A 22,064-nucleotide genomic window follows, 5' to 3' on the forward strand; every position below is an offset into this window, starting at 1 on the left:
CAAAAAGGGCCGGCTCAATGATCCATCATGTATCCCTTGGGAGTAACGACATCCAGCGAGCAAGAGCGTTTTACGATCCGCTGATGTCGCTGGTCGGCTTACGGCTGATCAAGATCTCCGCCACGTCACTGGATTACGGTGCATCCGACATCGTGTTCAGCATCGTAGCTCCAGTCGACGACCGCCCGGCGGCGCCGGGCAACGGCGTCCATGTCGCCTTTCAGGCCCCCGACCGGGAGACCGTGCGGCGCTTTCATCAGACCGCGATGGCTCAAGGGGGTACCGACGAAGGCGCCCCGGACATCCGCGAGAAATACAACGCAAATTATTACGGCGCGTTCGTGCGTGATCCGGACGGTAACAAGATCGAAGCGGTGACCTATACGGCCAGGGAGAGCTTCGGCCTCCCGCCGCGCGAATAACCTGAGCTAGGCGGCGCTCGCGGACACCGGACAGGAACGCTCTTTCCCGGCCATGATTGGAAGTGCGGGAGAACGTTCATGGCCGAAATCGAAAAGACAGCTGCACGCACGGATGGAACCAGCTTGAGTCTCGCAGCGGCGCTCGGCCTCATGGCCGTCGCGTTCCTGTGGGACCGTATGATCCCACCCGACCAAGCCAGCCCGCCTGAGGGCGATGACGCGCTCCCCGAACATCGCGGGGCAGAGCGGGACACCTCGCCTTCGCGCCTTGCGACCGAGAACGGAGACCACGGACGCCAAGCCACCTCTCCGGCCGAGATCCCGGCCAGGGGGTGGAAGGACATCCTCTGGCGCGTCTACGGCAACATCGGCGACCACCGCATCCTCGCCCTCGCCGCTGGTATGACCTACTACAGCCTGCTCGCGATCTTCCCCGCGATCGCGGCGCTCGTCGCCATCTACGGCCTTTTTGCCGACCCCAACGTTATCGCCAAACACCTCGACGACGTCGCCGGCTTCATACCCGGCGGGGCCATCGACGTGGCGCGTGAGCAACTGACGCGCGTTGCGACAAAAGGCGAGCGGACCCTCGGATTCACGTTCGCGATCGGCCTGGTGATCTCGCTCTGGAGCGCGAATGCCGCCATGAAGTCGCTGTTCGACACCTTGAACATCGTTTACGGCGAGCAGGAAAAGCGCGGCTTCTTCAGGCTGAACGCGATGTCGCTAGGATTCACGATTGGTGCGATCGTCTTCGTCCTCGCTGCCCTCGGCGGGGTCGTCGTCGTTCCGGTCGTGCTGCAGTACGTCGGTCTATCGAACGCCACCGATCTCCTGATCCGGATCGGCCGCTGGCCGGTACTCTTCGTGGCGCTCGCGCTCGCCATCTCCTGCATCTACCGGTTCGGACCCAGCCGGAAGGCCCCGCGATGGACCTGGATCACTTGGGGCAGTGCGGCCGCCACGCTGCTCTGGCTCGCCGCGTCCGGGCTTTTCTCCTTCTACGCCGCGAGTTTCGGCAGCTTCAACCAGACTTACGGATCCTTGGGCGCGGTCATCGGCTTCATGACCTGGCTCTGGATTTCGGCCATCGTGATCCTGCTCGGAGCAGAACTTAACGCCGAGATGGAGCACCAGACCGCCCGCGACACCACCACCGGTCGACCCAAGCCGCTCGGCGTCAGAGGCGCCAAGATGGCGGACACCGTGGGAGCGGCGCGATCTTGAGTAAGGTCGTATCGCGTGCTTCCGTCGAAGGCATAGTCGCCGCAGTCGCTGCCGATCGCGGGCACCGTTTCAGCAAGCCGCTGCGAGACCACATTCTGCTCGTAGATGGCGTGGGGATCGAAGGCGACGCCCACGCCGGCGAGTTTGTACGGCACAGATATCTTGCTCGCCGCCACCCTCGCCTGCCCAACTTACGTCAAGTGCACCTCATCCCCAGCGAGCTCTTTGCGACCGTCCGGGAAGCAGGTTACGACATAGGACCCGGACAACTCGGCGAAAACATCACCACGGTGGGCCTGGACCTGGAAAACTTGCCGCTCGGGACGCGCATCGAACTCGGACCTACGGCTATCGTTGAGCTGACCGGCCTGCGGACGCCCTGCGTGCTAATCGACCGCTTCAGGACCGGGCAGAAAAAGCAAGTCGTGTCGTCGGCAAACACTGGTCCAGCATTCAAATGCGGCGTCCTGGGCGTCGTGCGGGCTGGCGGACAGGTAGCCGCCGGCGATCATGCGCGGGTCATGCTGCCCGATGGACATCAAAAACGGCTTCCCGCGTTGTAGCGTAGTCGCAAGCCGGAGGAACCAAGTTCTCTCAACCTGGGTTGGAGCTTGCTTTTTAAGGGATGGTCAATGTCTAAGGGAAATCAGCTGCGCCACGGCGCACCGCGGAACGCAGTTCATATCTGCGTCGATATGCAGAGGATGTTCGCGCAAGGCACGGATTGGACGATGCCGTGGCTCCCGCGGGTTCTGCCGAACGTCGTCGCGATCACCTCAGCCCATCCCGAGCGGACCATCTTCACCCGCTTCATTCCGGCGCAGAGTCCCGGCCATGGTGCGGGAATGTGGCGCCACTACTACGAGCGCTGGAGTTCGATGACCATCGACGAGCTTGGCCCGGAGATGATCGGTCTGGTCCAGGATCTCGCGCAGTTCGTTCCGCCCGCACGCATCTTCGACAAGCACGTTTACTCGCCCTGGACAGGGAGCGATTTCCACGAGCAGCTTCGCGCGGCTCATGTCGATACGATCATCATCACCGGCGGCGAGACCGATGTCTGCGTGCTGGCGACCGTGCTCGGCGCCGTCGACTGGGGTTACCGCGTCATTCTTGTCACCGACGCCCTGTGCAGCTCGGCTGACGAAACGCACGACTCCATGATGAATATCTACTTGAACCGCTTCGGGCAGCAGGTGGAGTGCGTCACGACCGAAACGCTTCTCGGCAGCTGGCCGGGCAGCGCCAGGGCAAGCTCGTATCATGAGTAAAGCCTACCTCGTGCAGGTTCTCCTGCCGAAAGAGCGAGGAGACGGAGAGCCGGTTTCGCAAAGCTGGTTCGAGGAATTCCTGGAAGAAATGACCGGCAAATTCGGCGGCGCCACCAGCTTTGTCCGGGTGCCCGGCCAGGGCCTATGGCGCAGCGGCCACGAGACCGAGCGGGACAATATCGCGGTCATCGAAGTCTCGTGGCAAAGCTCGCTCCCGAGTTCTGGCGCACCCTGCCAGAGCGGCTGGAACGCGAGCTTTCGCAGGAAGAGATCGTCATTCGCGCCCAGGAAATCATCCCGCTGTAAGATTAGGAACGCTCTCCCTTACCGGCTGTTTGCAGAGCAGAAAAACAGGAGGACGTCATGGGCTTTTTTACCAAGGACATAAAGACGCTGAACGACCTCTTCGTGCATACGCTGCAAGATATCTATTACGCCGAGCAGCAGATCGCGAAGAACCTTCCGGACATGATCGAGAAAGCGAGCGATCCCAGCCTCAAGAACGGCTTTCAGACGCATCTCTCCGAAACCAAGGGCCAGATCACCCGGCTTGAGAAGGTTTTCGAAATGCACGGCGCCCAGGCGAAGGGCGTGGATTGCCCTGCGATCGATGGCATCCTCAAGGAAGCCAGCGAGGTCGCGGGCGATATCGATGACAAGCAGGTGCTGGATGCGGCGCTGATCGCGGCGGCCCAGGCCGTCGAGCACTATGAAATCACGAGGTACGGCACCCTGATTGCATGGGCCAAGATGCTTGGCCGCGATGACTGCGCCTCAGTCCTGCAGCAGAACCTCGATGAGGAGAAGGCGACGGACGAGAAGCTCAATACGATGGCGCTGCGCAGCGTGAACCGGAAAGCCGCTTAACCCGTTAGCAACATGAAACGTAAGAGGGCCGCCCCGGAAGGCGGCCCTCTTTTTGAGCAGCAAAGCATGAGCCTTGAAGTATTGAGGACGGTGGCAGCCGCCATAACGATTATCGCCGCCGCCATGGTGGCGGCGAACTGGAATGCGCGCATTACCGTCTGCGGGTTCGCTCTCTTTATTGCCTCATCGATCGCCTGGATCGCCGACGGGATAATTGAGCCGAAGAGCTCGCTCATCATCCAGAACGCTGCGCTTCTCTTGATCAACGTGCTGGGCGTATGGCGCTGGCTACCTCGCGCCGGTAAGGAAGCCGCCGCGTCCCAGGCTGAGGACCGCGCGATCCGCTAGCTTGGCTCAAGCCTGTTTCCTGTCCGAGATTGCCCAGCGTGCCAGCGCGGCTTCTCCTGCTTCGGTCAAGGCGCCGAGCGTTGTCTGCCCCTTCCTTGCGCACTGGACAAGGCTGTCCGCGATGAAAGATCTCAGTTCATGATTGACGCCGTCCGGCCTGCCTTGGCAGAGCTGTTCGAGAACGGCTTCCATGCTTGCAAGTGTGCGGCGATCGAAGCTTTCGAGGATCATGGCGCTTCTCCTATCCCGGCTAAACGAACTCTAGACCCGGACGTTCCAATTTCGGAACTGACCTTCCAAGATCGGGAACCAAGCTGCATGGCGGATTATTGGACCTGAATGCCTGGCAAACTTAAGGTTTTTCAGACGTCACAGGGCTTTTCGACCTCGCGATTGCGGCGTCGTCGATGAAAGCTGCAGCGAGCGGCACAACGTTCGATCGGGATTCGCTAACTGCAGCTCATCGCAATCTGCCGCTCGGCACGCATGTTCGCGTTACTGACCCTAAGAGCAGCAAATCGGTGGTCGTTCGTATCACTGATCGCGGACCATGGATTCGCAGTCGCGTCATCGACCTCTCGCTCGCCGCCGCGCGTAGCTTGGGGTTTACCAACCGTGGCGTCGCCCAGGTTCGTGCTGAGGTGTTGTAACAGACGTCCATTGCCCAGCGAAAACACGCAGGCACGGGGCCTGTGATTTCAGGCCGGGCCTTGCTTTTACCGCTTCACCCGCGTCGGCACTGTGGTCCGCTTCGGTTCAAGATGCGAAGAACTCAACCTGAGCAAATCTAGTCCGCCGTGCCTCACTGAGCGGACCTCAACGAGGTGCGACGCTACTTCGCTGACGGGTCACAACCCGACTACCCCACCTCAGCGACGATGTGGGCTTGTGGTCCGCAGGTGTACCCTCGGCCGACTAGCCGAGGCGCTGCCTATCCCGTGCCTGCCTCAGCAGGTCCCACTTTACGATATCAAAGGGAATGTAAGCGTTGTTGTTGTACCCGCGTCGCTGCTGGTCTGGTCGACGGTACCGCCAATTTGTCTCGCCAGAGAGGTAATCAGCTTAAGGCCCGACCCGTTTTCGTTAGGATGTTGAATGCCGCGACCGTTGTCGGTCACTGTCAATCGGGCCTCGCCGTAGCCGACGCCTCCCACTAAACTTACGCTGATCCTGCCTCCCTCTGCACCGAACGCATGCTTGATGCTGTTCATCGCAGTCTCATTCAAAATGAGGCCAACCGGGAGGGCCCGGTCGATCGCCAATTCGAGCTCGTCGCATTCGACGTCGACTTCAACCTCATCCACCTGATTGCGGATCGCGCTGCAAAGAGCCCGGATGTAATGGGAAAGTCTAACGATCTGCCCCTCTTGGCGAGGGGCAAGCTGATCATGTGCGAGCGAGATGGCGTTGATGCGGCTGGCCACGTGGTCCAGAGCGCGGTGTGATTCTGGATCAAGATAGCGGCGCTTCTGGATGGAAATCGAGGACAGGACGAGTTGAAAATTGTTCTTGACCCGATGTTGCATCTCTCGAAGCAAGATCTGCCCCTTTTTAGCTTCCGCGACCGCAGCCATAAGGCTTGCATGTTCGTCCGGTTGCGCACCGCGACGCAGCACAGCACCTATCAGCGCGGCGGCGGCGGTCAGAAACTCGGTCGTATCCTGGGAGAAGTCTCTCGGCTTTGTACTGTCCACCTCCAGCACGCCCCATGCGGCGCCGCCGATGAGGATCGGGACGTTGCTGACAGCCACAATGCTGTGCTCCGCCAAGAACTCGGAACAAACAAATTCGTTCTGCTCGGCGAAATCTCTGATGCTGACAGGCTCGGCCGTTTGGAAAGCGCGGCCAGGCGGCGAGCGGAGGTCGGCCGACAGCGTGGCGGTGCGGACGGCACCATCCTTCCAGCCGACTCCCGCAATCAACAGAAGATCGGACGTGTCTGGACGATATTGAAGCACCTTAACATGGTCGATTTCCACGGCTCGGGCAATTTGCAGCACCGCTTGGTCCAAGAAGCGTTCTGTTCCGGCCTCTTCAACCGAAAGACGACCGATATCGACCAAAATGCGGATATGGCGCCGGAGTTTGTCCAGCACATCGCCCTCAGTTTGTTCGGCCGGGTGGTCCTCCATTCGTTTCTAACATCGGGCCTCATGAATTGTGCCTAAGCGCGAGACCGTACAAGCTGGCTTGGTCGCTAAAGGAGCCGCGATCCGCAATTTAGCCCTCAACTGGTCGACCGAAAACGGCTTGCCGATCGCCAACGTACCTTTGGGGGCTGCAAAAAGAGATGGGATTTCGAGTCGGAAGGCTTGCTGCGAGCTCCACAGGAACCTCCGCTCCGATGCGGGTTTGGTTCTTGAGACAAACAGCGAGAGCGAAAATGGGAAACAGTGGCGTCGGAATGCTACTCGGCGATACCTCCGTGACGGCGCTCTGGATGGTGTTTATTGGCGCCTTCATCTTGGGTGGCACAATTCTGTATGGCGTTATGAAGACGGGAAGGTTGCGCCGCAGCGAGCGTGCGCAGCTCGACCGAAACACAGAGATGGCGCAGCGCCGGGATGACCCGGAGAAAAGAGCCGCTCGTTAGCAATCGGCGTGTCGACCAGTCAAACGTAAGATTTAGGAACTTGGGCCGGAGTGGCGCTAGATGCCGTAATGGGCCCTGCTCCGTGTAAGGGGGCATGATGGTGGCTGTCCCCCGATAGATGATGAAACGGGTCACGACTTGAGTCGGCCCCAAGCATCTGGAGACGGAGGACAGCCGTGGAGAATTATGCCGGAATTGACGTGTCGTTGGAACTGTCGAGCGTATGCGTTGTGGATTCCCAGGGTAAGATCCTGAAGGAGGCGAAGGTCGCAAGCGAACCCGACGCCTTAGTCGAATTTTTCGAGACGCTTGGCTTTGCAGTGAGTCGGATCGGACTGGAGGCTGGGCCACTGTCGCAATGGCTGCATGCGGGGCTGCAAAGAGCAGGATTCGAGACGGTTCTGCTGGAAACACGGCATGTGAAGGCAGCATTGTCGGCGATGACAGTGAAGACGGATCGCAAGGATGCACGCGGAATTGCCCAGTTGATCCGGATGGGATGGTTCCGCGCGGTGCACGCAAAGTCGATAGGGGCTCAAGAGATCCGAGCGCTACTGGTCGCGCGCAAGCAGCTTCTTGGGCGACTTATCGATGTGGAATTAAGTATCCGCGGGATTTTGCGTGGCTTTGGGCTGAAGGTTGGCCCGGTGACGCGGAAGAATTTCGAAGCGCGGATCCGAGAGTTGGTTGCGGGTCAGGCGACATTGGAACGCATTGCCATAGCGATGCTTTCGGCACGATCGGCCTTGAAGGCAGAGTACGGAAGGCTACACAAAGCTGTGCTGGCAACGGTGCGTGACAATACGGTCTGTCGGCGGCTAATGACAGTGCCAGGTGTTGGTCCCCTAGTGGCGATTACCTACAAATCGGCGATTGATGATCCTCATCGCATTGTAAAATCGAAGGCGGCAGGCGCGCTGTTCGGGCTCACGCCAAAGAAATACCAATCGGGAGAAAAGGACGTCACGGGCGGGATCACGCTGGCCGGCGACGAGATAGTGCGTACGGTGTTGTATGAGGCCGCCAACGTTCTGCTATCGCGCATCACGCGATTCTCAAAACTTAAGCGCTGGGGGATGGACGTCGCCAAGCGGCGAGGCTCGAAGCGCGCAAAAGTCGCCTTGGCACGCAAGCTCGCAGTGATCCTGCATCGAATCTGGGTCGACGGCACAACTTACCGATGGACCGACGCGGCCCCGATCGCAGCATAGAACACGAGGAGAAGAGTTGGAATGCAACCGGGCTGAACTGAGCCTGGTGCCCGAAGTCCCGTCGCCGGGACGGTGGATCCGGTGAAGCCGTTACACGCCCAGTGGCCGTCTTCTGACGGACCACGCGTATCTAGATAGGCTCACCGCTCCCTCTGACAGCATGATGTGGCGGCCAGGCGTTGACCACGGACAGAAGCATGAGCTCGGCGGCGTGACATTCACTCGGGAGGCTTGACATCATCGGGCCCATTACAGAAGGGCGTATAATCATAGCCCGCGATGTCCGTAATTCGCTAACGGCCGCAGGGAAGCCAATGCGCGAGGTAGGCTTTAGGCACAGCTGGACCAAAGACCGCAATGATATCGACGGTCGCTGGGGATTCCAACGCTCATATGTACGCCGTATTGATAAAGCAACAGGTAGATGCCCGTCAGATCCAGTTCATGGCCCTCTCCGTCAGCGAACATGAGTTGCGCAGTGTCGACCTCGGCAAACTCGCCGGGCACCTGGCGGCACGGAATACTTCCAGTCTGTCAAGTCGGTCGAAACGACGCGTTCATCAGAATGTGATGAATACCAATCATCATCTCTCGAAGCCGGCGGCGACGGGTACCTTCGAGGTCGTTTGGCAGTGCGCCAGCCCGATCAAGGCATCCGTGTGGAGCCGATATCTTCCGGAGAGCGCGAGACGCACCGCCGATTGGACATTTCTCTGGGTTTGCGGTGGATGTGCTGAGCCTTCATTCAAGGACTGGTGATTCTTACATCGCTAGTTGCGTCAAAATCTCACGCCACAGTTAGTGCGCTGACCAGTGCCACGTTCTTGGTCTTCAGATGAGATGTAGTCCGCCTGGGGTCAAAACTAATCGTCGCGGGCTTTCCCAAAAAGGTCGGCTGTGTGCCAAATCGGACGTTGCGCCGGCCTTTCTGTAATTCGGCGCAGCGTTAACCTCACATTCGGCGTTACCCAGCCAGCATCAGCGTGGACTTTGAATATCGTATAGCGGTCAATGTTGAAAGCGCATGGGGTTGCTTCACCCAGTGAGACCTATCTATTCAGCGACGCTTGTTCATCGCCTGTTCCAAACCCTGACGAAGAGACTTCGGAGTGTAAGGCTTCACGACGAGTATTGCGCCCAATCGCGCGGCTTCAGATTTCAATCCGCTGTCACCTGTCGCGAGAACTAGGCAAAGATCGGGCCGGCGCGCATAGACATTCCTTGCGAGCTCTAGACCCGAAACTCCTAGGAGTCCGACATCAGTAAGTAAGATGTCCACGGGGTGCTCATCCAGGATCTTCAAGGCCTCTTGAGCCGTGCTGGCCTCTTTTACGTTGCATCCAAGATCGTTTAGCATCTCTGTTGTCGTCAGGCGGATGAGGTCGTCGTCTTCGACGAGCAACACGGTCGCGTCCTTGAAAGACTTTTCGTCGGCCGAGTGTTGCGATCCCTGAGCGACGCGCCTTTGAGCTTGATTAGCCAGCAAGTGTCTGATTTTCCGCGCGAGCGCCTCGCGCGTGTAAGGTTTGGCCAGGAGTTCCACCCCGGGATCGAGCCGCCCGCCGTGCACGATGGCGTTCTGAGTATAGCCGGATGTGAAAAGTACGGCGACGTTTGGCAAACGCTCCTTGGCTTTTCTTGCGAAGTCCGGGCTACGCAGGCTGCCAGGCATCATGACGTCGGTGAAGATAAGGTCTATTGGAATGCCGCTGTCGACAACGACGAGTGCGCTCGCTGCATCTCGCGCCTTGACCACGCGGTAGCCGAGCTCGGTAAGCATCGAGACCGCGACCTCGCGAACCTCATCGTCATCCTCAACCACGAGGACAGTTTCCTCTCCGCCTTGAACCTCGCCGGTCGGAGCCCCCACCAGAGTATCTTCGGATGCCATCTCTCGCGGGAAGTACAGCTTCACCGTGGTCCCGGCCCCTACCTCGCTGTAGATTTTCACGTGTCCGCCGGACTGCTTGAGAAAGCCGTAAACCATGGCGAGGCCCAGGCCCGTACCCTTGTCCTCCGCCTTGGTTGTGAAGAATGGCTCATAGACCCGTTCCAGGATATCCGGCGGAATTCCGGTGCCTGTATCGGTCACCGCGATCATCACGTATTGTCCCGCAGACAACTCGTCATGCTGGCGGACATATTCGTCGTCGAGGAAGGCATTACTTGCTTCAATCGTCAGCCGGCCTTCGCCGTTCATCGCGTCGCGGGCGTTGATCGCAAGATTCAGGACCGCATTTTCCAGTTGATCCGGGTCGATGAGGCTATTCCACAGCCCACCTGCGACGACCGTCTCGACTTCGATCTCCCCACCGAGGGCGCGACGAAGCATCTCATCCATGTTCTTGATGAGACGGCCCGCGTTCACTACCCTTGGCTCCAGCGGCTGTCGCCGTGCAAAGGCAAGCAGTTGAGAGGCAAGTTTAGAACCTCGGGCCACACCTCCGAGGGCGTTTTGGACCCGCATCTCGGCCCGGGCATTACCAGCGATATCTTTCCTAAGCAGTTGCAGATTTCCGCTGATGACCTGCAGCAAGTTGTTGAAGTCGTGGGCAACGCCGCCAGTAAGTTGGCCGATCGCTTCCAGCTTCTGGGATCGGATCATCGTTCCTTGCGCCGCCTGGAGCGCGGCTTCCGCCTCACGCCGTTCTGTAATGTCCCGGGTCACTTTGGCGAATCCTACGAGCTTCCCGTCGTCGTCTCGAATCGCGTCGATCACGACATGCGCCCAAAAGCGAGTGCCGTCCTTTCGTACCCTTTGACCTTCATGCTCCCACCGTCCGTCACGGGATGCGGTCTGCAGGCCTGTTCGCGGGAGGCCCGCGGCGCGATCCTCTTCCGTATAGAAATTGGAGAAGTGGCGACCGATGATCTCTTCGGGAGCGTACCCCTTGATGCGCTGGGCTCCAGCGTTCCAACTCGCCACGTTGCCTTCCACGTCCAGCATGTAGATGGCGTAGTCCGTCACACTTTGGACCATTAGCCGGAACTGCTGCTCGCTTTCGCGTAATTTGGCCTCGGCAGCCCTTCGCTCGGTCAGATCCCGAGTGATCTTGGCGAAACCTACAAGCTCGCCCTTAGGCGAGCGGATCGCGTCAATGATGACATGGGCCCAGAACTGCGTGCCGTCCTTGCGCACCCGCCAACCCTCTCGCTCGAAGCGTCCGGTTCGCTCCGCCTCCTCCAGCGCCAACGCAGGCACTTTCTGCTCCCGCTCGGTCTCCGTATAGAATGTCGAGAAGTGGTGCCCTATGATCTCCTCGGCCTCATAGCCCTTAAAGCGCTTCGCCCCCGGGTTCCAGCTGGTGACATGCCCGTCGCGATCCAGCATATAGATCGCGTAGTCGGTGATCGCCTCAACGAGTAGCCGATAACGCCCCTCGCTGGATTGTGCAGCATCGAAGCGGTCTGATTTTTCCATTCGAGTCCTATCCAGCCCGCCGACTGCTGGAGGGTTGAGGTAAAACAATACTAAGACGGTTGAGTTCCATCTGGCCTTCGGTCATGCAGCTGACTTCTGGCCTTTGTCCACGGTCACACGGCGTGTAAGGCGTGGCTCATTAGCTCGCAACCAAAGGCGGATTGGTGCGAGTTTGACGAACGCCGGATAGCTGGCTGCGAATTTGAGCATATCGGTGCGCGACATTGGCGGGGCTCAGGCATCACCTTCTCGACCAGCGACAACAGCGACGCAAACACACCGAGCAAACCTATTCACTGACGTGGTGGCGTCGCCAACTGAGGCGGCCTTACGCCTTGTCCCTCGGGGAATTTGCGGATCTGCGTCGCTGTCGCCAGCAGTCTCGTCCGCGGCCACGTGTCTCATGCAGCCAGCCCCCGAGTCCGCTCGATACCCGCAACCCGACGTTCTGCTCCGAGATTAGTTCGAGGACGAACGTTGGCGCGATCCGCAGCGGCCCATTCCCCTCGGCTCTGATGGGCGACGAGAGCGTCCTCCGTCTCTACGAAAATATCCGGATTCAGGCGGCTGCGGATCGGGCCGCCAGCGGCCGCTAACGTCTCCTCGCGACACCGCCAAGCAACGCGCCGATGTCCTCCGCGGAGATCGATCGGAGACCGCTCCGAGCCGATCGGATCGATTGCTAGCGGCCTCATGAAGGAACTATTATTCGAATACCGAGCGCTGATCTCGGCACATTTGCGCGCAGCTCGCGCGTTAATATGCAGTACAACCTAAGATACCCCATATTCTGAATTGTGGATGCGCGAATTTTCCGGGGCGGCCGGTAGCCAAGAAACCATTGGTTTCAAAACAGAGGACACCCCGGTCACACTGCGGCTCACGTCAGCGGGGAGATGACGCCTGAGCGTGGCCGCCTCTAGGCCTGGGCCGATCGCTTCTAACAGCCGGCGTTGAACTTGCGGACGCGGCGCCGCAAGTTTCCAGATTGTCTCACTGCCCAAAATTTCTTCGATATCTGCGGCCGGACCTCTTAGATTGTGGGACCGGAAGTTAAGGCCGATGGTCCGACACTTCGTCGACACCCCCCGCCCTTCATTGCTGCCACCTCCACCTGCTCCACCTCTATAGAGGTGGTGGAGCAAGTGGCGCAGTGGCGCAAATGCAATGATTTCAATGATTTGCCACCTTGCTCCACCAAGGTGGCGCAAAGTGGCGCAAAGGTGGAGCAGGTGGCGCAAATCAATCCTCCTCATCGGTCGAATTTGCCCACGTTCCGACCACAATAAACGGCCTCTTCTTGCGATTGCCGTCCTCCTTCTGCTCCACCTTCAGCATGCCGCTCGCCGTCCACGCCTTGATGCATGCCTTCGCCCGCAACTTGTCCCCCGGTTCTTCGAGGTCGAGCTTCAGCACCTTCGCCACCGCGTGGCCAACCCAGTCTGCTGCCTGCGATGATTGCTTATAGCTGCCGGCATTCACCTCGATCTGAACCGCCAAAATGTCCGCCGTCGTGACGCCAGCCATGGTGTCGGGCCAGCTCCATTCGGTGACGACGCCGACGTGGTCTGACGATCGATGATTGGTTTCGTTTTCCAAGTCGACGCTGACCAACTGCCGCCACGTCGACTTTGCGGCCGGCGGGGACATGTTGGCCTTAGCGTCAGTGATGCGGAAGAACAGCCGCCGGTTATCGACGCCGGACGCGGCAGCCTCCTTATCCGTCATGACGTTGAGCGCCCGCGCCGACCGCGCCGCTCCGATGAGCGACACGGCGCCACGGGCCGACTCAGCCGTCACCTCGTTTCCGCCAAGCTTCTTAGCGTGGTGGATCAAGTCAATCGCGCAGTTGGTCTCCTCCAAGATGGGCTGCCAGAATTGCTTGAGCACCGCGTCGATGGCCATGTTGTCGTTTTCGGAAACACGGTGGGTCGAGACGAGCGGGTCGATAATCAGGACGTCTACCTCGCGGCGATTGATTTCGGCCTTAAGCTCCTTCAGCAATGGCGTAGCAATCGAGAATCCATTCTTGTCCTGCGTGGCAGTAACAAGACTCTGCTTGCGAAAGCTATCGCGGAACAGATATCCGTCGATCTCCTCCGGTCGGATGTTATGCTCAATACAAGCAGCCATAATCCGGCGGTCTATCTCGTCTATGGGATCCTCATTAAAGAGCCAGGTGCGGCACCGCTCATGTACGTGGTCGCCAAGCAGTGGGCGCCCGGACGCCATCGACAGTGCCTCGACGATACTGTTTGCCGTCTTGCCAACTCCCCCCGGGGACACGGTCACTGAGATGTAACCCCTGATGTAGTGGTAACCGTACAACCACTCCCGCGGCGGGATTTTTTTGGGGTCGCGCCAAACAAACGGGGATGCCTCTACCGGCTTCTTCTCCGCCGTTTCGGCATCTTCCGCCACCTTCGCGCGGGCATTGCCGCCAGCATTGTTGTCGTTCGCATGCTTCGGCTTTGGCGGCACCTCGGCTTCGTTGAACCCGCCGCTCGGCTCGGATTTCCATTTAAGCGGTGACATTACGCAACCTCCAATTCATCGGCGAAATCAGCACCGATCTCGGAAGGCGCAACGATCTCAACTTCTTTTCCTGCTTCGTGCCAGATCCGGCCGCACGCGTTTGCCGCCGACATGCCGGCGTGGTCTCTGTCCGCAAAAATGGTCAACGCCTCGATGCCGCCCAACACCGGGAATGCAGCCATGGTGCCAGCGCTCAAGCACGACCAGATGGGCGCAAATCCGGTGGCGAGCGCAGTCTCGATGCCCTCGCCGATGCCGAGGCCATACTCGACGTCGGTGTCATCAGACAGCCGCACCACCGCGCCCTTGGCCTTGCCGTACATCTTGCGCGCGATCTTGCGGCCTTCACCGTCGAGATATGTGACGTGAGCGCCGCAGGGTTCGTTGGTGACAATGTCTGTCATCAACGCGACCATCGTCCGATCATTTTCCCGGAAGCGGACGGCATCTCCGCTATAGGTCAGACCGCGGCTGGCCAGATATTTTTCGGCTAGGGTGCCCGTGATGGGGGCTGCGTGCGCCCAGCGCTGCAAAGCACCGCGGATTCGTTCTGGCTCATCGTCCCTGACTTCCCGCAGGTAGATAACCGGCTCGCGGTCAGGCTGGCGGTGCCAGTCACTCGGCAGACCGAGTTTCGCGCGAACGTAGTCCTTGCATTGCGCCCAGTCGTCGCCGGCAAAGCTGGTGACGCTAAATGTGCCGTCAGGCTTGAACTTGACCTTGAGGCTGCGGTCGCGACGAGAATGACCGGGACCGGGCACCAACACGGAGTCGCGGCTGGCGACCTGGCCGCCGAGGGTACGAGCAACACTACGAAGCGCATGCATTGGCGGTCTGAAGCTCCACAAGGGATTTAAGAGCCAGTTCGGCAAGCGCCTTGCTGAAGGACGCGGAAAAGCCCGCGACGCGCTGCTGGAAGGCGTTCGGCGCAGTGACGTGCGCGGCTCGTCGCCGCGCTGACGGAGGGCGAGGTTGAAGAGTTTGAGGTGGTCATTCAGTTCGAGATCGAAACGCGCGAGCCTCGTCGATCCCGGAGGGTTTGGTCTGATGTCTAGTATTCGCATTGTGGGGGTCCTCGTTTACGAGGTTGCTCCTTCGGAGCGGTGCTCTCGGCGGAAATGCCGATCGAGCTTTAGGCAGAGACCGAGTAATCTTTCCGACGCCGCAGGATTCCGGCATGCACGGAGAGCGGCATATCGCTGCTCACCAGCGTGATGGACGAGTCGCCGTAGGCTTCCGACGACGGCGATATGAACTCCGGCAGGGCCTCGTTGAAGCCGTCAGCGAGGTCCCGGAGAGCCTTAACCCTTGCCTCTAAGGCGGCGCGGGCCTCGGCCGCGGCCTGCCAAGCGTCATCGAGTTCACCGTTGAAGTGCTCGGCGAGCCGGGCCTGAGCCATCCGATGCCACTCACGCTCTGCATGCCTATGCCGTTTGGCCAGGGTGTGGTCGAAGAATGGGTCCAGTGCATCGCGGGCAATGGCGGTCAGAACGTCAGGCCTAAGTGTCGCCAGCGCATCGATTTCCGTCTGTTCAATACCGTAGCGCTCCACCCACCGGCGGCCCGCAACTCGGTCGGCTTGAGTGGTGTATGAGGAAGGCCAAGCTCTTTAACCTGCTCAACCGTCAGGGCGGGTGCGATGACGCGGAAGGAAAGGCTGTTGGGATAGAGCGACTCCTTCAGTGCGCGAAGCTTGTGTCCGATGCTGACGGCCATCTGATATCCGGCCGGGTCGCAATCCGCGAACACGGCAACGACCATCTCACGTCCGTCGTCCGCGCCGGTTGCTGCCATTTGCGCCAACAGCGTGTTGCTGATTTCGCCCGACGGCAGATACAGGTCCGCGCCGTATTGCTCCGCAATCGGCTGAAGTACGTTTCCGAGGCTGGTCTTCTCGCCGTATAACGCTAGCCTGAAACATTGCCGAGCCGGCTTCCAATCTCCTTTGACGGTCGGGATAAGGTCATCGTCATCCGGCATGAGGGTTTCCGCCGGCAGGGCAACTGCCCATTCGTCGGTTTCATCGTCGCGCACCCGGATAATAGGGTCGGCGTTCCGGGCGTCGACGATGCGTGACCATGGTATATACTTCAGCCACCGGGCGACGTTGCTGGCGTTCTCAAGGATAGCCCAGCAATCGGCATCGTTGACACATGGCTTGCCGTCTGGCCTCACGGCGTTACCCAGCGACACGATGGCATAATGAATGCCGTGGTTGTGGATAGTGCCGGCGCCCGAGAGTAACCCGCACTCTTCCATCCGGTCCCGAAACCACAGACCGTTTTTGTGATTCGAAGGGGTATCGAGGCGGAATGGGTCGTTTTGCGGAGACAGCACTGTTAGCTCTGCGAGGCCAAGGCCAGTCATAGCCTTTTCCTCGCGCAGCAGGTCACCAAGGCCCGTCACGCGGCCACCTCGCCGACTTTGGCGTTGTCGTTGGCAGCCCAGGTCGAGGTCCGCCGCCGCGACAATATCCAGGCGTCAACGTCGGTTGAGGCATATTTAATGGTGCGGCCGATTTTGAAGAACGCAGGTCCGCTACCGTCACATCGCTTTTTGGCAAGGGACGAGCGGGATAGCCCCGTCAGGACGACGGTCTGGTCGAGGGATAGGAGATTCACCGGATAGCTCCCGGCAGGAGGGTCGATACGCCCGGACCGGCCTAAGCCGTTTCAAGTGCCCGTCTGCGGTGGTTTTCGTTCGCGGCAACGTCATGTCGTAAGGGATAGTACGAACCTTAGCGTTGACCACTGTCCCGCGGATTATTTTTCGTGGCCGCCCGTTTCCGAAAGGTACACATAAATATGGACCAGCGCGGCGAACCACATGGAGCGATCATAAAATAATTTCGCTGGTCGCCGCGGTGTCGACAGGCTCAGCCGTGGCTACCCGGTGGCGATTCGAAGGAACCCCCCTTTTGCGAATGCCCTTAAGCCTTTGATTTTGTTGGTCGGGGCAGCTGGATTCGAACCAACGACCTGCAGTACCCAAAACTGCCGCGCTACCAGGCTGCGCTATACCCCGAATGTCCAGCGAGCCCCGTCGATACACGCTTCCCAAAGCGCCATCAAGCTTTCAAGCCGCCAGCAAGGCCGCAATAACCCCGCCGGGTCGCCCTACTTGGTGCCGAACAGCGGGTGGCCGACGCGGTCGCCGGGACGGATGCCGTATTTCTGCGCCGTTCCCGCCACCACCTCCAGCACGGCCCGCGCGGGCCCCTGGGACGAGATGATCTTGGTCGACAGCGGCTCGGTGTTTTCGGCGATGCGCAGGATGCGACCGTCGGCGCGGATGAAGATCATGTCGAGCGAGACGTAGGTGTTCTTCATCCACATCGACACTTCCTGCTCGGGTTTGAAGTCGAACAGCATGCCTTTGCCGTCGGCCAGTTCCTTGCGGTACATCAGCCCGGTCTGCTTCTCCTCCTCGGTCGTCGCCATTTCCACCGAGAACACCTGCACGCCGTTCCTGGTGACGATCTCGAGCGGCTGGAAGCTGGCGGCGCGCACCGGCGCGCTCGCGACGGCACAGCCGACGACGAGGATGGCGGCCAGCCAGCCCCTCGCAATGGACCAGACGGCCTTTCGGTCAAAATTCATGGGACGGTACTCAAGGGGGCGTGGGACTGGACCAGTCCTTACGCGGCGATCGTGACAAAAGCCAGAGGCGCGCCGGACGGCCTGCGCGCCTCTTGTCACGATTGCGGGAGTTGGCGATCGCCGCTAGTGCGACTGCAATCCCGGCGATCCGGTCTCGGGATGGATCTCGGCCGCCATCATGCCCTTGGAGCCGGGCCCGAAGCGGACCAGGACATACTGGCCGGGCCTGAGCTCGGTCATGCCGAAGCGGCGCAGCGTCTCCATGTGCACGAAGATGTCGGGCGTGCCCTCGCCGCAGGTCAGGAAGCCGAAGCCGCGCAGCCGGTTGAACCACTTGACCTGGGCTCGCTCCAGTCCGCTGGTCGCGGTGACCGTGACATGGGTGCGCGGCGGCAGCATCTGCGCCGGATGGATCGCGGTCGACTCGTCCATCGAGACCACGCGGAAGGCCTGGTAGCCCTTGGCGCGCTGGATGCACTCGACGACGATGCGGGCGCCCTCATAGGCGGTCTGGAAGCCGTCGCGTCTGAGCACGGTGACGTGCAGCAGCACGTCCGGCCAGCCATTGTCGGGAACGATGAAGCCGTAGCCCTTTGAAGCGTCGAACCATTTGATGACGCCGTGAACCTCGACGAGGTTGGCACTGCCTTCACCAAGTCCGCTGAACGGGCTTAGCGCGTTATCGCGACCGCCGCCGTGCTCGCCCACAGCGGGAACTCCGATCTTCTTGGACTCAAATCCGTCCGACGACCCCATAACCCCGGACCCCACACTGCCCATTGCAACCCGCCTCAGCGGCGGCGTCGAATCACGCGTCTTAAGAGAATGTTCTCAATTCGACGCGATGCGAATCTTTCGACTCAAAAGATAACACTCCCGGTTGCGGCGCATAGATAAAAAAATGATTCGCCGGAACCTATGAACAGCTTGCACAGCCGCGAATCAAATTGATGCCTCAATTTCCGACAAAGGGCCCGAGAGTCTCGCCTATGTCGTGGCGGATAACGAGGTCGGCGATGTCGTCCTGATCGGTCGGCTCGCGATTGATGATCACCAGACGTGCACCGGCGTTCTTCGCCATCATCGGAAAACCCGCCGCCGGCCACACCACGAGCGAGGAGCCGATCGCGATGAAGAGGTCGCAGGCTTGCGACAGCGCGGTCGCGCGCTGCATTTCGTCGTCGGGCATCATCTGGCCGAACGAGATCGTCGCGGTCTTCACGGGCTCGTCGCACGCGGTGCAGTTGGGTGCGCCGCCATCTTCGTCGAAGCGGCGCTTCACCCAGTCAAGCTGATAGGCCTGCCCGCATCCGATGCAGCGCGCATAGGTGGTATTGCCGTGAAGTTCGATGACGTGCTCGGCGGCAAAGCCCGAAGCCTGGTGCAGATTGTCGATGTTCTGGGTGATGACGGCGGGAACCTTGCCAGCGCGGTAGAGCGAGGCGAGCGCGCGATGACCGCGGCCGGGCCTGGCCGCGGCAAAGACCGCCTCCATCGCAAAGCGGCGGCGCCAGGATTCGTCGCGAGCTTCCTGGCTGGCGACGAATTCGTCGAACGGGATCGGACGGTTGCGCGTCCAAATTCCCCCCGGTGAGCGGAAGTCCGGGATGCCGCATTCGGTGGAGATGCCGGCGCCCGTGAACGGCACGATGGTCCTCGACTCGGCGATCATGTCGCCGAGTCGTTCGACGCCGCTGCGAAGATCCGATGCAATCACTCGCGGCCTCCCATGTTGGCCTTGCGCTGGCCGCTCCATGCGCAAGCGACAAGATCGTTGACGCTGTTATCCACTGCCGCGTGAGAATCGCGCAAGCGCGGTCGGCAATTTTTTCCGACCTTCGCTTATCACAATCCTGCAATGCCTCCTCCCCATTGACGCCCCAATCAGAAGCGCCAATGCATGTGTTAACGCGACTCAACGTGATTGCGGCGGCAGTGCGTGAGTTCGGCCGTGCACACATATTGGAGTGCACAGATACTGACGTGTAGAGGGGATTTGACATGACCGAAGACGAACAACGCAAAATCCGCGAACGCGAAGAGATCGCCGCCCGTGTCGCCGCCTTCCGTGCCACGCAGGAAAGATTCCAGCGCGAGCGCGAAGAGTATTTCGTGTCGACGCTCGACAATGCGCGCAAGGTGGAGCGGCCCTCGCTCTGGCCATAAAGGCACCTCCGATCGCCACGCATGAAAAAAGCCCGGAGCATCGCTCCGGGCTTTTCACTTGGTCAGCCGTTACCAGTGGCGGTAGTAGTGGCGCCGGGGGTAGTACGGCCCATCGCCGTAATAGGCATACGGGCCGGGGCTGTAATAGGCGGGCCCGCCATAATAGCCGTACGGATGGGACGCAGCGACCGCGCCCGCGGTGATCGCGCCGGCGGCGAGGCCGAATGCGAGGCCCGGGCCAATGCCGCGACCGCGCGCCTCAGCAGGCGCAGGTGCCGCGACCGCGGTCACGCCGACGGCTGCGACGGTGGCCAGAGCTGCCAATGTCTTCTTCATGACTCTCCTCCTTCGCGTCTTGCGGGGACAACGTCGCCGGCCCGCGATGGTTGCGCGCAGGAGTGGAACCCGGGCGGCAGAAAATATCGGCACGAGCGGAACGAAAGCCGGTTCGGCGGATTGCATCTGCGAGTGCGGAAGCCTCCGCTATCCGGTTGAGGCGACAGCACGATGCCCCGTCAGCATCTCCGCGATGCTGGCGGGGTTTTTGGTTTCGCGGACAGAAAATGGCGGCAGACATCAATGGCTGCCAATGGGACGGATGCCGAGGAGGACACATTGCCGCTATCCGCTTTGCTGGGGCGCATCCGCAGGCTCGTTCCCAAATCCCGCGACCAGCATTACGACGAGATCGTCCGCAACTTCGGTGTCGGCGCGCTGCGCCCGCCGCCGACGCCGATGAGCGACGGCGAGCTGGCGCGGGCCATCGCCGAGTTCCTCAAGGAGCAGCCGTCGAGCGCGTCCGTTGCGACCCTCGGCCGGCGGCTGGACCCCTCCTCTCCGCTGTAAGCGGGTTTGTTTCTGGCGAGCACGGAACAAATGTTTCCCGCGCACGTTGAACCCTCTTCACGCAAGAAGGGACCCGACATGCCCGCGTGGCTTGAAGTTCTGCTCAACCTGTCCGGCTATGCCGGCTTCGTCGCGCTTGCGCGCCGCGGCACCGCGTGCCCGGGCCATTCCGCCGACGACCGCACCTATGGTGACGAGCGCTAATTGGTGTGGGGCGCCTGGCCTGCCGTGCGCACCAGCCGGTCGGCCTTGACCGCGACGCGCGTGTCCTCGAGCTGCGGCCGCAGCGAGAAGCTGATCACCACGAAGGCGAGGCAGAACAGCGAGCCGACGACGGCGACGCGCCGGTAGGTGTGGCGGTCGCCCTGATAAAACGATGGTTCTGAAAAAGGTGTCATGCAAACTTGCTTCTGGGCAAAGTCGTCTCTTGTCCTTGCCAAGACACCTATCCCAAGCAGCCGCAAGCGCAACGCGATTGGGGTTTTAACCTAACCGAATAGGGTTATCGGCTTTCCCGCAAATTTTCGTTAGGAGTTTGCGCAAGGCTTGAGACATCTGCCCTTGAGATCCCGGCGCGCCGCTTCAGACAACGTCCGCACCAAAACTCGTAAACGCTCCGCCGGAGCCGCGGGTACGGCTTTGTTCCAGCTTCGCCTGCATTTCGTTCTCGAAGAACGAATCGGAATCGAAAAAATCGCCGCGGAGCAACTCTTAACAAGTGGTGCGGATCGTCGCGAAATCAAACGTGCGATCGCAGCGAAGGCACCATCACTCCATGTCGTCTCGCTTCAGTGGCGGCGGCACCTGCGGCACCGAGGGCCTGCCTTTGCGCAGCCGCTTGTGCCTGTCGGACCAGAACACTTTGACGATCTCGGCGAGAAACCAGCACGCATCCATGTCGCTCTCCCTCGCTCCATTCCGTAACGAGGACATGAGGGCTGGACCGTGCGAAGTATCACGCTCACGCGCGGCGAGAAGGACTGTCCCGCATCGACACAGAAGGCACGCCTTGTTCTGCATCCGACTCCATTTCGTTCGCAAAGAACGAATCGGAGTCGAGCAAATCAGCGCGGCGCGACTCCTAACGATCGATGAAGGCGCGCGCCGTCACGGCTTCATCGGCAACATTTTCATCGGCAGACGAGATCGCGCTGACTGGGTCGCCGTCGTGGCCCGCCGGCGCGCCTCACGCCGCGCGCTTGGCGTTGGCCTTCTCGGAAAAACATTCGAGGATCTGGATGCGGAGTTCTTCGGCGGCCGGCCCCTCGACTTTCCTCAGCTGATTCCAGAGCCTGATCACTTCGCGCTGTTTCTCGACGGTCATGAGTCACCTCCAACGTGATGACCAACTAGAACAAAATGAGAACAAAAAGTCCAGCCCCTCGCGCGCGATTTCCCACGCACATCGCCTCAAGCCTTGCTCGCGCTGCGCGGCCCCCTGAAAGCTGGGGATTTCCGCGCCCGGCCACTGGCCGCGGCCTGACGAACATGCTCCGTCGCCACGGCGGGTTGCTTTTTGGATTTTCAACCTTAAGTTCGAGGCGCTGGCGGCCAGGCG

Annotated in this window: 28 protein-coding genes and 1 tRNA gene; 14 read left to right on the forward strand and 15 right to left on the reverse strand. The window is 60.4% G+C overall.

The window, feature by feature from the left end; translation table 11 throughout:
• The first annotated feature begins 17 nt into the window (after nucleotides 1-17).
• The 6 genes from AB7G19_RS23100 (at nucleotide 18) to AB7G19_RS23125 (ending at nucleotide 4,135) form a co-directional block, all read left to right on the forward strand.
• Complete coding sequence (locus AB7G19_RS23100) at nucleotides 18-422, forward strand: VOC family protein (protein ID WP_441253896.1); 405 nt, start codon at nucleotides 18-20, stop codon at nucleotides 420-422.
• 78 nt (nucleotides 423-500) lie between these two features.
• The gene (locus tag AB7G19_RS23105; protein WP_304494832.1) at nucleotides 501-1,649 is read left to right on the forward strand and encodes a YihY/virulence factor BrkB family protein; all 1,149 of its coding nucleotides are present in this window, start codon (nucleotides 501-503) and stop codon (nucleotides 1,647-1,649) included.
• Entirely contained in the window at nucleotides 1,646-2,212 is a 567-nt protein-coding gene (locus AB7G19_RS23110; protein ID WP_441268129.1) for an MOSC domain-containing protein, read from the forward strand. Before AB7G19_RS23105 ends, AB7G19_RS23110 begins: the two co-directional genes overlap by 4 nt.
• Nucleotides 2,213-2,281: 69 nt before the next feature.
• The gene (locus AB7G19_RS23115) at nucleotides 2,282-2,920 is read left to right on the forward strand and encodes an isochorismatase family cysteine hydrolase (RefSeq protein WP_071911104.1); all 639 of its coding nucleotides are present in this window, start codon (nucleotides 2,282-2,284) and stop codon (nucleotides 2,918-2,920) included.
• Nucleotides 2,921-3,283: 363 nt separating this feature from the next.
• The gene (locus AB7G19_RS23120; RefSeq protein ID WP_038936050.1) at nucleotides 3,284-3,787 is read left to right on the forward strand and encodes a YciE/YciF ferroxidase family protein; all 504 of its coding nucleotides are present in this window, start codon (nucleotides 3,284-3,286) and stop codon (nucleotides 3,785-3,787) included.
• Between the two features lie 12 nt (nucleotides 3,788-3,799).
• The gene (locus AB7G19_RS23125) at nucleotides 3,800-4,135 is read left to right on the forward strand and encodes a hypothetical protein (protein WP_071911101.1); all 336 of its coding nucleotides are present in this window, start codon (nucleotides 3,800-3,802) and stop codon (nucleotides 4,133-4,135) included.
• A 6-nt stretch (nucleotides 4,136-4,141) separates the two neighbouring features.
• Here the strand turns inward: AB7G19_RS23125 and AB7G19_RS23130 are convergent, their stop codons facing one another.
• The gene (locus AB7G19_RS23130; RefSeq protein ID WP_063982871.1) at nucleotides 4,142-4,366 is read right to left on the reverse strand and encodes a hypothetical protein; all 225 of its coding nucleotides are present in this window, start codon (nucleotides 4,364-4,366) and stop codon (nucleotides 4,142-4,144) included.
• 176 nt (nucleotides 4,367-4,542) lie between these two features.
• Between AB7G19_RS23130 and AB7G19_RS23135 the strand changes: the two genes are divergently transcribed.
• The gene (locus AB7G19_RS23135; RefSeq protein WP_084795104.1) at nucleotides 4,543-4,785 is read left to right on the forward strand and encodes a septal ring lytic transglycosylase RlpA family protein; all 243 of its coding nucleotides are present in this window, start codon (nucleotides 4,543-4,545) and stop codon (nucleotides 4,783-4,785) included.
• A 312-nt stretch (nucleotides 4,786-5,097) separates the two neighbouring features.
• Here the strand turns inward: AB7G19_RS23135 and AB7G19_RS23140 are convergent, their stop codons facing one another.
• A complete protein-coding gene (locus AB7G19_RS23140; protein ID WP_166341767.1) occupies nucleotides 5,098-6,267 on the reverse strand; it encodes a sensor histidine kinase in 1,170 nt (389 codons plus the stop codon).
• 251 nt (nucleotides 6,268-6,518) lie between these two features.
• Here AB7G19_RS23140 and AB7G19_RS23145 point away from each other — a divergent pair, with 251 nt between their 5' ends.
• The 3 genes from AB7G19_RS23145 (at nucleotide 6,519) to AB7G19_RS23155 (ending at nucleotide 8,698) form a co-directional block, all read left to right on the forward strand.
• On the forward strand, nucleotides 6,519-6,728 hold the full coding sequence (locus tag AB7G19_RS23145) for a hypothetical protein (protein WP_441253902.1): 210 nt from the start codon (nucleotides 6,519-6,521) through the stop codon (nucleotides 6,726-6,728).
• Nucleotides 6,729-6,904: 176 nt separating this feature from the next.
• Entirely contained in the window at nucleotides 6,905-7,939 is a 1,035-nt protein-coding gene (locus AB7G19_RS23150) for an IS110 family transposase (protein ID WP_441253904.1), read from the forward strand.
• Nucleotides 7,940-8,296: 357 nt separating this feature from the next.
• Entirely contained in the window at nucleotides 8,297-8,698 is a 402-nt protein-coding gene (locus tag AB7G19_RS23155) for a transporter substrate-binding protein (protein WP_441253905.1), read from the forward strand.
• Between the two features lie 298 nt (nucleotides 8,699-8,996).
• On the opposite strand, the gene AB7G19_RS23160 is transcribed toward AB7G19_RS23155, so the two are convergent.
• The 10 genes from AB7G19_RS23160 to AB7G19_RS23205 all read right to left on the reverse strand — a co-directional run bounded on the left by AB7G19_RS23160 (nucleotide 8,997) and on the right by AB7G19_RS23205 (nucleotide 19,211).
• Complete coding sequence (locus tag AB7G19_RS23160; protein ID WP_441253907.1) at nucleotides 8,997-11,360, reverse strand: PAS domain S-box protein; 2,364 nt, start codon at nucleotides 11,358-11,360, stop codon at nucleotides 8,997-8,999.
• 1,242 nt (nucleotides 11,361-12,602) lie between these two features.
• Nucleotides 12,603-13,895 carry an AAA family ATPase gene (locus AB7G19_RS23165; protein WP_441253909.1) on the reverse strand — a complete coding sequence of 431 codons (1,293 nt, stop codon included), beginning with the start codon at nucleotides 13,893-13,895 and terminating at the stop codon, nucleotides 12,603-12,605.
• The gene (locus AB7G19_RS23170) at nucleotides 13,895-14,722 is read right to left on the reverse strand and encodes a DUF7146 domain-containing protein (protein ID WP_441253911.1); all 828 of its coding nucleotides are present in this window, start codon (nucleotides 14,720-14,722) and stop codon (nucleotides 13,895-13,897) included. The genes AB7G19_RS23165 and AB7G19_RS23170 overlap by 1 nt, the downstream gene beginning before the upstream one ends.
• Nucleotides 14,723-15,027: 305 nt before the next feature.
• Nucleotides 15,028-15,447 (reverse strand): hypothetical protein, encoded by a 420-nt coding sequence (locus AB7G19_RS23175; protein WP_441253913.1) that lies wholly within the window; start codon nucleotides 15,445-15,447, stop codon nucleotides 15,028-15,030.
• Nucleotides 15,381-16,262: a hypothetical protein gene (locus AB7G19_RS23180; RefSeq protein ID WP_441253915.1), complete on the reverse strand. Its 882-nt coding sequence runs from the start codon at nucleotides 16,260-16,262 to the stop codon at nucleotides 15,381-15,383. Before AB7G19_RS23180 ends, AB7G19_RS23175 begins: the two co-directional genes overlap by 67 nt.
• 35 nt (nucleotides 16,263-16,297) lie before the next feature.
• A complete protein-coding gene (locus AB7G19_RS23185) occupies nucleotides 16,298-16,516 on the reverse strand; it encodes a helix-turn-helix transcriptional regulator (protein ID WP_441253917.1) in 219 nt (72 codons plus the stop codon).
• A gap of 326 nt (nucleotides 16,517-16,842) precedes the next feature.
• Nucleotides 16,843-16,919, reverse strand: a tRNA-Pro gene (locus tag AB7G19_RS23190).
• Between the two features lie 92 nt (nucleotides 16,920-17,011).
• Nucleotides 17,012-17,494 carry a DUF192 domain-containing protein gene (locus AB7G19_RS23195; protein ID WP_038936099.1) on the reverse strand — a complete coding sequence of 161 codons (483 nt, stop codon included), beginning with the start codon at nucleotides 17,492-17,494 and terminating at the stop codon, nucleotides 17,012-17,014.
• A gap of 123 nt (nucleotides 17,495-17,617) precedes the next feature.
• The gene (locus AB7G19_RS23200) at nucleotides 17,618-18,250 is read right to left on the reverse strand and encodes a cold-shock protein (protein WP_028150990.1); all 633 of its coding nucleotides are present in this window, start codon (nucleotides 18,248-18,250) and stop codon (nucleotides 17,618-17,620) included.
• 199 nt (nucleotides 18,251-18,449) lie between these two features.
• Nucleotides 18,450-19,211 carry an SIR2 family NAD-dependent protein deacylase gene (locus AB7G19_RS23205; protein ID WP_071914182.1) on the reverse strand — a complete coding sequence of 254 codons (762 nt, stop codon included), beginning with the start codon at nucleotides 19,209-19,211 and terminating at the stop codon, nucleotides 18,450-18,452.
• A 284-nt stretch (nucleotides 19,212-19,495) separates the two neighbouring features.
• Here AB7G19_RS23205 and AB7G19_RS23210 point away from each other — a divergent pair, with 284 nt between their 5' ends.
• The gene (locus AB7G19_RS23210; protein ID WP_166096472.1) at nucleotides 19,496-19,660 is read left to right on the forward strand and encodes a hypothetical protein; all 165 of its coding nucleotides are present in this window, start codon (nucleotides 19,496-19,498) and stop codon (nucleotides 19,658-19,660) included.
• Nucleotides 19,661-19,729: 69 nt separating this feature from the next.
• Here AB7G19_RS23210 and AB7G19_RS23215 read toward each other — a convergent pair whose 3' ends face one another.
• Nucleotides 19,730-19,996, reverse strand: a complete 267-nt coding sequence (locus AB7G19_RS23215; protein ID WP_283016380.1) for a hypothetical protein — start codon at nucleotides 19,994-19,996, stop codon at nucleotides 19,730-19,732.
• 171 nt (nucleotides 19,997-20,167) lie between these two features.
• Here AB7G19_RS23215 and AB7G19_RS23220 point away from each other — a divergent pair, with 171 nt between their 5' ends.
• Together AB7G19_RS23220 and AB7G19_RS23225 are read left to right on the forward strand one after the other, a co-directional pair.
• Nucleotides 20,168-20,506, forward strand: a complete 339-nt coding sequence (locus AB7G19_RS23220; RefSeq protein WP_245344071.1) for a hypothetical protein — start codon at nucleotides 20,168-20,170, stop codon at nucleotides 20,504-20,506.
• A 78-nt stretch (nucleotides 20,507-20,584) separates the two neighbouring features.
• On the forward strand, nucleotides 20,585-20,710 hold the full coding sequence (locus AB7G19_RS23225; protein ID WP_085965803.1) for a hypothetical protein: 126 nt from the start codon (nucleotides 20,585-20,587) through the stop codon (nucleotides 20,708-20,710).
• On the opposite strand, the gene AB7G19_RS23230 is transcribed toward AB7G19_RS23225, so the two are convergent.
• Both AB7G19_RS23230 and AB7G19_RS23235 read right to left on the reverse strand, forming a co-directional pair.
• On the reverse strand, nucleotides 20,707-20,904 hold the full coding sequence (locus tag AB7G19_RS23230; protein WP_248883244.1) for a hypothetical protein: 198 nt from the start codon (nucleotides 20,902-20,904) through the stop codon (nucleotides 20,707-20,709). The two genes, AB7G19_RS23225 and AB7G19_RS23230, sit on opposite strands and share 4 nt — an antisense overlap.
• 370 nt (nucleotides 20,905-21,274) lie before the next feature.
• On the reverse strand, nucleotides 21,275-21,403 hold the full coding sequence (locus AB7G19_RS23235; RefSeq protein WP_256461575.1) for a hypothetical protein: 129 nt from the start codon (nucleotides 21,401-21,403) through the stop codon (nucleotides 21,275-21,277).
• Between the two features lie 112 nt (nucleotides 21,404-21,515).
• Between AB7G19_RS23235 and AB7G19_RS23240 the strand changes: the two genes are divergently transcribed.
• On the forward strand, nucleotides 21,516-21,848 hold the full coding sequence (locus AB7G19_RS23240) for a hypothetical protein (RefSeq protein WP_283018953.1): 333 nt from the start codon (nucleotides 21,516-21,518) through the stop codon (nucleotides 21,846-21,848).
• The last annotated feature ends 216 nt before the right edge of the window (nucleotides 21,849-22,064 follow it).

It is taken from the genome of Bradyrhizobium sp. 215_C5_N1_1, assembly GCF_052075935.1.
GTDB lineage: Bacteria > Pseudomonadota > Alphaproteobacteria > Rhizobiales > Xanthobacteraceae > Bradyrhizobium > Bradyrhizobium barranii.

Coding starts and splice junctions, on each gene's coding strand:
- AB7G19_RS23230 (WP_248883244.1), bottom strand. CDS start 20,904: ATGACACCTTTTTCAGAACCATCGTTTTATCAGGGCGACCGCCACACC.
- AB7G19_RS23235 (WP_256461575.1), bottom strand. CDS start 21,403: ATGGATGCGTGCTGGTTTCTCGCCGAGATCGTCAAAGTGTTCTGGTCC.
- AB7G19_RS23210 (WP_166096472.1), top strand. CDS start 19,496: ATGACCGAAGACGAACAACGCAAAATCCGCGAACGCGAAGAGATCGCC.
- AB7G19_RS23125 (WP_071911101.1), top strand. CDS start 3,800: ATGAAACGTAAGAGGGCCGCCCCGGAAGGCGGCCCTCTTTTTGAGCAG.
- AB7G19_RS23155 (WP_441253905.1), top strand. CDS start 8,297: ATGATATCGACGGTCGCTGGGGATTCCAACGCTCATATGTACGCCGTA.
- AB7G19_RS23100 (WP_441253896.1), top strand. CDS start 18: ATGATCCATCATGTATCCCTTGGGAGTAACGACATCCAGCGAGCAAGA.
- AB7G19_RS23130 (WP_063982871.1), bottom strand. CDS start 4,366: ATGATCCTCGAAAGCTTCGATCGCCGCACACTTGCAAGCATGGAAGCC.
- AB7G19_RS23180 (WP_441253915.1), bottom strand. CDS start 16,262: ATGACTGGCCTTGGCCTCGCAGAGCTAACAGTGCTGTCTCCGCAAAAC.
- AB7G19_RS23145 (WP_441253902.1), top strand. CDS start 6,519: ATGGGAAACAGTGGCGTCGGAATGCTACTCGGCGATACCTCCGTGACG.
- AB7G19_RS23215 (WP_283016380.1), bottom strand. CDS start 19,996: ATGAAGAAGACATTGGCAGCTCTGGCCACCGTCGCAGCCGTCGGCGTG.
- AB7G19_RS23140 (WP_166341767.1), bottom strand. CDS start 6,267: ATGGAGGACCACCCGGCCGAACAAACTGAGGGCGATGTGCTGGACAAA.
- AB7G19_RS23225 (WP_085965803.1), top strand. CDS start 20,585: ATGCCCGCGTGGCTTGAAGTTCTGCTCAACCTGTCCGGCTATGCCGGC.
- AB7G19_RS23195 (WP_038936099.1), bottom strand. CDS start 17,494: ATGAATTTTGACCGAAAGGCCGTCTGGTCCATTGCGAGGGGCTGGCTG.
- AB7G19_RS23135 (WP_084795104.1), top strand. CDS start 4,543: ATGAAAGCTGCAGCGAGCGGCACAACGTTCGATCGGGATTCGCTAACT.
- AB7G19_RS23165 (WP_441253909.1), bottom strand. CDS start 13,895: ATGTCACCGCTTAAATGGAAATCCGAGCCGAGCGGCGGGTTCAACGAA.
- AB7G19_RS23160 (WP_441253907.1), bottom strand. CDS start 11,360: ATGGAAAAATCAGACCGCTTCGATGCTGCACAATCCAGCGAGGGGCGT.
- AB7G19_RS23170 (WP_441253911.1), bottom strand. CDS start 14,722: ATGCATGCGCTTCGTAGTGTTGCTCGTACCCTCGGCGGCCAGGTCGCC.
- AB7G19_RS23115 (WP_071911104.1), top strand. CDS start 2,282: ATGTCTAAGGGAAATCAGCTGCGCCACGGCGCACCGCGGAACGCAGTT.
- AB7G19_RS23105 (WP_304494832.1), top strand. CDS start 501: ATGGCCGAAATCGAAAAGACAGCTGCACGCACGGATGGAACCAGCTTG.
- AB7G19_RS23200 (WP_028150990.1), bottom strand. CDS start 18,250: ATGGGGTCGTCGGACGGATTTGAGTCCAAGAAGATCGGAGTTCCCGCT.
- AB7G19_RS23220 (WP_245344071.1), top strand. CDS start 20,168: ATGCCCCGTCAGCATCTCCGCGATGCTGGCGGGGTTTTTGGTTTCGCG.
- AB7G19_RS23120 (WP_038936050.1), top strand. CDS start 3,284: ATGGGCTTTTTTACCAAGGACATAAAGACGCTGAACGACCTCTTCGTG.